The following is a 4,830-nucleotide window of genomic DNA, read 5'->3' as shown; positions in this document are numbered from 1 at the left end:
CTGCTCAAAGCCTTCGTCGACGTCGCCAACCAGCCGCAGGACATGTCGGCCCGCCAGGTCGTGCTCTCGCGCGCCAAGGAATGGGTCAGCCGCGTCAACACCGCAGCCGACCAGCTCAACCAGCTGCAACTCGGCGTGGTCAGCGACATGGAGACCTCGGTCGCGCGCATCAACTCGCTGACACAGCAGATCGCCAAGGCCAACCAGGCGATCGCCTCATTCAGCGGCATCGGCCACACGCCCAACGACCTGCTCGACCAGCGCGACCAGCTCGTGCAAGACCTCAACAAGCTGGTGCAGGTCAACACGGTCGAAGCCGACGACGGCTCGCTCAACGTCTTCATGGGCGGCGGCCAGCTGCTCGTGCTCAGCAACAGCGCCGAGACGCTTTCGGTGGTGCGCGACCCGCTCGACAGCACCCTGGCCCGGGTGGCGCTGCGCACCAATGGCTCGGACCGCATCCTGGACTCGGACCAGATGGTAGGCGGCGCGATCAGAGGGCTGCTGACCTTCCAGGACACCGACATCGCGCAAACACGCGACAACCTGGACACCTTCGTTCAGCAGTTCGCCGACGCCATCAACGACCAGCAGGCGCTGGGGGTGGACCTCGAAGGCAACCCGCAGACGACCTTCGATGCAACGGGCGCGCCCGTCGGCATCCCCATCTTCCTGAACACCACCTCGGCGGCCACCGTCAGCCTGGCGCTGAACCAACCCAAGGGCCTGGCTGCTGCATCACCGCTGACCGCCGCCGTGGCACCCGCCAACCAGGGCACGCTGGCCATCGAGTCGCTGGTGATGAACCGCGCCCTGCCCGGCGTCAACGCGCTGGACTTCGGCTCGTCCCTGCCCACCAACGGCCAACCGCTGACCGTCATCTTCGAGCAGCCCAACCCGCTGGACCCGACACTGACCTACCGCTTCGTCGACGCCAGCGGCGTGCCCTACAAGGACGTCACGCCCGCCCGCATCTGGTCGGCCGGCACACCCATCAGCGATGCGGACGCAGGCTCGACGCCACCCGAGGCGCTGTTCATGGTCAACGTCACCGGCGTGCCCCGCCCGGGCGACCAGATCACCGTGGCCATCACGCAAAACCCCAGCGCCAACAACGGCAACGCCCGCGCCTTGCTCAAGCTGCGCGACCAGACCATCATCTCGCTGGACGGCAGCACCCAGGCCACCGTGACCGACGCCTACTCCCAGATGATCGGCAACCTCGGCGTGCTGGTGCAAAGCGGCAAGACCTCGGCCAGCATCTCCGCCACCCTCGCCGACACGAGCCAGCAGACCCTGACCAGCGTCACCGGCGTCAACCTCGACGAGGAAGCCGCCAAGTTGATCCAGTTCCAGCAGAGCTACCAGGCTGCGGCCAAGGTCCTGCAGATCGCCCAGTCCCTGTTCGACACCTTGCTGCAGACCGCTCGCGGTTGAGGAGCCTGATCATGCGCATCGTCACCGCCTACGCTTACGACACGGCCATCGCCAACCTGCAAAAGCGGCAGCAAGACCTCTCCGAGACGCAGACACAGCTGACATCGGGCAAACGCGTCAACCGGGCCAGCGACGACCCCACCGCCGCCGCCCGCGCCGAACGCGCCCTGGCCAGCATCGCTCGCTCCGAGGCCAACAAGCGCGCACTGGACGCCAGCGCCAACGTGATGGGCATCGCCGAATCCGCCCTGGGTGACTCGGTCGAGCTCTTGCAGTCGGCACGCGAAACCCTGGTGGCCGCCGGCAACGGCAGCTACAGCGACGGCGAGCGCAAGGCACTGGCCATCAAGCTGCGCGAGATCCGCAACCAGTTGCTCAACGTCGCCAACCGCCCTGATGGCGGCGGCGGCTACGTCTTCGGCGGCCAAGGCTCGTCGCAGCCCCCCTTCGTCGACAACACCACCGGCGTCAGCTTCGAAGCACAAGGCGGCGAGATGCTGGCCTCGTCGAGCGAGAAGCTCAACCTCACCGTCGATGGTGAACAGATCTTCCTGAAGTCCAAGACCGGCAACGGCATTTTCACCACCGGGCCGCTGGCTGGCAGCAACAGCGGCAAGGCCTGGATCAACTCCGGCACCGTGACCGACCCGTCTGCCCTGCCCTACCCCTCTGGCGGCGGCACCTCGGCCACCTACGAGCTGCGCTTTGCCACCAGCGGCAGCACCCGCACCTACGACATCGTCGACACCAGCACCGTGCCGGAAACCCCGCTGAGCACGGGCAACTCGTTCACCTCCGGCAAGGCCATCCAGATCCCCGGCCTGGGCATGGCGGTGGCGGTCTCGGGCGAGCCGGCCAACGGCGACGTCTTCACCATCGGCGAGTCGACCAACAGCCAGAGCATCTTCAAGACGCTGGACGACACCATCGCCGCGCTCAGCCAGGACAACGTGCTGGGCCCCACTGTGCAGCAGATCACCACCACCGGCATCACCGGGCTCGACAGCGTGCTCAACAACATCCAGGGAGCGCGCTCTGCGGTGGGCGAATCCCTGAACCGGATGGACGGCATCGACAACCGCATCAGCGCCTTGAAGCTGGCGGCACAGCAGGAAAAGTCTGCGGCGGAAGACCTGGACCTGACCGAAGCCATCTCCAAGTTCCAAGGCCAGCAAACCGGCTACCAGGTCGCCTTGCAGAGCTACGCGGCCGTGCAACAACTCTCGCTGTTCAATTACATCAACGGCTGACCCCCACCTCACCGCCCCGCCGACACCATGGACCACCCCATCCTCGGGCAAATCGCCCTGTCCTACAGCCCGGTCATCGACCGCAACCGGGCCGTCACCGCCACCCGGCTGACGGTCTGGCCCATCAACCCCAGCCAGAAGCTGGATGCGCCATCCTTGTTGAGCGCCTTGAGCGAGGTCTGGCCCGTCGGTGGCCCCGGGCTGTGGCTCAACGTGGCCAACGAGGGCCTGCTGCAGGACCTGATGGCCGCCCAGCCCGGCACGCACATCCTCATCGAGGTGCCCGCCTTCATGGCCTGCGACCGCGCCAACATCGACGCGCTGTGCACGCTGCACGCCAACGGCAGCACCCTGCTGCTCAAAGGCCGCCCCCTGAGCGAGCTGCCCAAGGAGGTGCTGCCCTGCTTCAAGCAGTCCATCATCGACTTCGAGAACGACCGGCGCAACGACGGCTCTGCCGCCCCCCAGGCCGCACCCGGTGCCGGCAATGGGCGCAGCATCAGCCACATCCAGGCGGGCGTGAGCAACGTGACCGAGATGGAAACCGCTTTCCGCCACGGCGCCACGGCCGTGCTCGGCTGGCCCATCGACGACGTCACCCAGGGCTCGAGCAAACCGGCGGACCAGCCCGCCCTGCAAGTCATCGTGCAGCTGATCGACCAGGTGCACCGCCAGGAAGAAATCGACGTGCTCGAGAACACCCTCAAGCATGACCCGCCCCTGGCCTACAAGCTGATGCGCTACATCAACTCGCCGGCCTTCGGCCTGTCGGTCGAGATCAGCTCCTTCCGCCACGCCATCATGATCCTGGGCTACCAACGCCTCAAGCGCTGGCTGGCCCTGCTGCTGGCCACCGCCTCCAAGGACCCGAACATGAAGCCCGTGATGTTCGCCGCCGTGCGCCGTGGCCTGGTCATGGAAGAGCTGGCCAAGGTCAGCGGCAACGAAGAGATGCGCAACGAGCTGTTCATCTGTGGCGTCTTCTCGCTGCTCGACCGCATGTTCCGCCAGCCGTTCAGCGAGCTGCTCAAAACCATCCCCGTGCCCGAGCGGGTCTACCAGGCCCTGGCCGACCAGACCGGCCCCTACGAGCCCTACTTCAAGCTGGTGCAAGCCATGGAGGGCAGCGACGTCTTCGACATCAAGGACGCCGCCGACCAGTTGATGATGGGCTTTGACGACATCAACGGGGCCTTGCTGGCCGCGATGGGCTCGGCTTCGCAGCTGGACTGATCCCCCGCGAACGATGGGGCGCATGCAAGCGCCCCGACGCCCCTCAAGTTGAGGGTAAACCCTTGCGAAAAAAAAGCCGATCGCTATCCTCGACGGCATGGATGCGCTGGCCCCCCTCATCGGTGTTCTGATCATGTCGATCGCCCTGATCGTCAACTTCTTTTTCACCGCATGGAAGCTGGGCATCCTGCGCGCCTTCGGGCGCCGACGGGTGTTGAGCTGGCGCGTGCTCGCAGCCGGTGCCATCTCGGCGTGCCTGCCACTTGCCGGCGCCATGATCACGCTGGCCGCCATCCCGGCCGATGACGGCGTCAAGGTCGCCATGAACGCCGCGCAGCTCGCCTTCGAGCTCGGCCTGACGGGCTTCGTGCTGCACCTCGTCAACGACCAGGTCGTGAACTGGGCGGGAGCCATGCGGCAGGCGTGATCCGCAGCGTGCTCCACCGCCCGACCAGCCTCACCTGCGACGCCCTCTCAGGCTGACCCGCTCGCGGGCAAGGCCGCACCCCGCGCCGTAAGATGCGGCATGCACGCGGACACCCCCTACGACGACCTCACCCCCGACCTCATCCTCGACGCCCTGGAGGCCTGCGGGCAGCGCGTCGATGGCCGCCTGCTGACGCTCAACTCCTACGAAAACCGCGTCTTCCAGGTCGGGCTCGACAGCGGCCACATGGTGGTGGCCAAGTTCTACCGCCCTGGGCGCTGGAGCGACGAGCAGATCCTGGAAGAACACGCCTTCGCGCTCGAATTGGCCGCGGCCGAAGTGCCTGCCGTGCCCCCCATGGCGCTGACGCACGAATTGCCTTACGCACGCGAGGCCGCACGCGTGACGGGCACCCCGCCCACGCTGGCGCACTTCAAAGGCCACCGCATCGCCGTGGCCCACCGCCGGGGCGGGCGCCCGCCC

5 protein-coding genes are annotated in these 4,830 nt (G+C 66.9%); all 5 read left to right on the top strand.

The genetic code is table 11. The features are described from left to right. Positions 1-1,437, top strand: a 1,437-nt coding sequence (locus B2W70_RS10530) for a FlgK family flagellar hook-associated protein (RefSeq protein WP_286745540.1), incomplete at its 5' end; no start/stop codon positions are given. A gap of 11 nt (positions 1,438-1,448) precedes the next feature. Continuing rightward, positions 1,449-2,687: a flagellar hook-associated protein FlgL gene (gene flgL / locus B2W70_RS10525; RefSeq protein WP_058086113.1), complete on the top strand. Its 1,239-nt coding sequence runs from the start codon at positions 1,449-1,451 to the stop codon at positions 2,685-2,687. 27 nt (positions 2,688-2,714) lie between these two features. Next, positions 2,715-3,920 carry an EAL and HDOD domain-containing protein gene (locus B2W70_RS10520; RefSeq protein ID WP_286745536.1) on the top strand — a complete coding sequence of 402 codons (1,206 nt, stop codon included), beginning with the start codon at positions 2,715-2,717 and terminating at the stop codon, positions 3,918-3,920. A gap of 133 nt (positions 3,921-4,053) precedes the next feature. Further along, entirely contained in the window at positions 4,054-4,347 is a 294-nt protein-coding gene (locus tag B2W70_RS10515) for a hypothetical protein (RefSeq protein WP_286745534.1), read from the top strand. 99 nt (positions 4,348-4,446) lie between these two features. After that, positions 4,447-4,830, top strand: a 384-nt coding sequence (locus B2W70_RS10510; protein ID WP_286745533.1) for a phosphotransferase, incomplete at its 3' end; no start/stop codon positions are given.

The sequence above is a fragment of the Aquabacterium sp. UBA2148 genome, from assembly GCF_002328915.1.
In the GTDB taxonomy this organism is placed as follows: Bacteria; Pseudomonadota; Gammaproteobacteria; order Burkholderiales; family Burkholderiaceae_C; genus Aquabacterium; species Aquabacterium parvum.
Note: the sequence above shows the minus strand (reverse complement) of the source record. Positions and strands in the feature narration are given on the sequence as shown.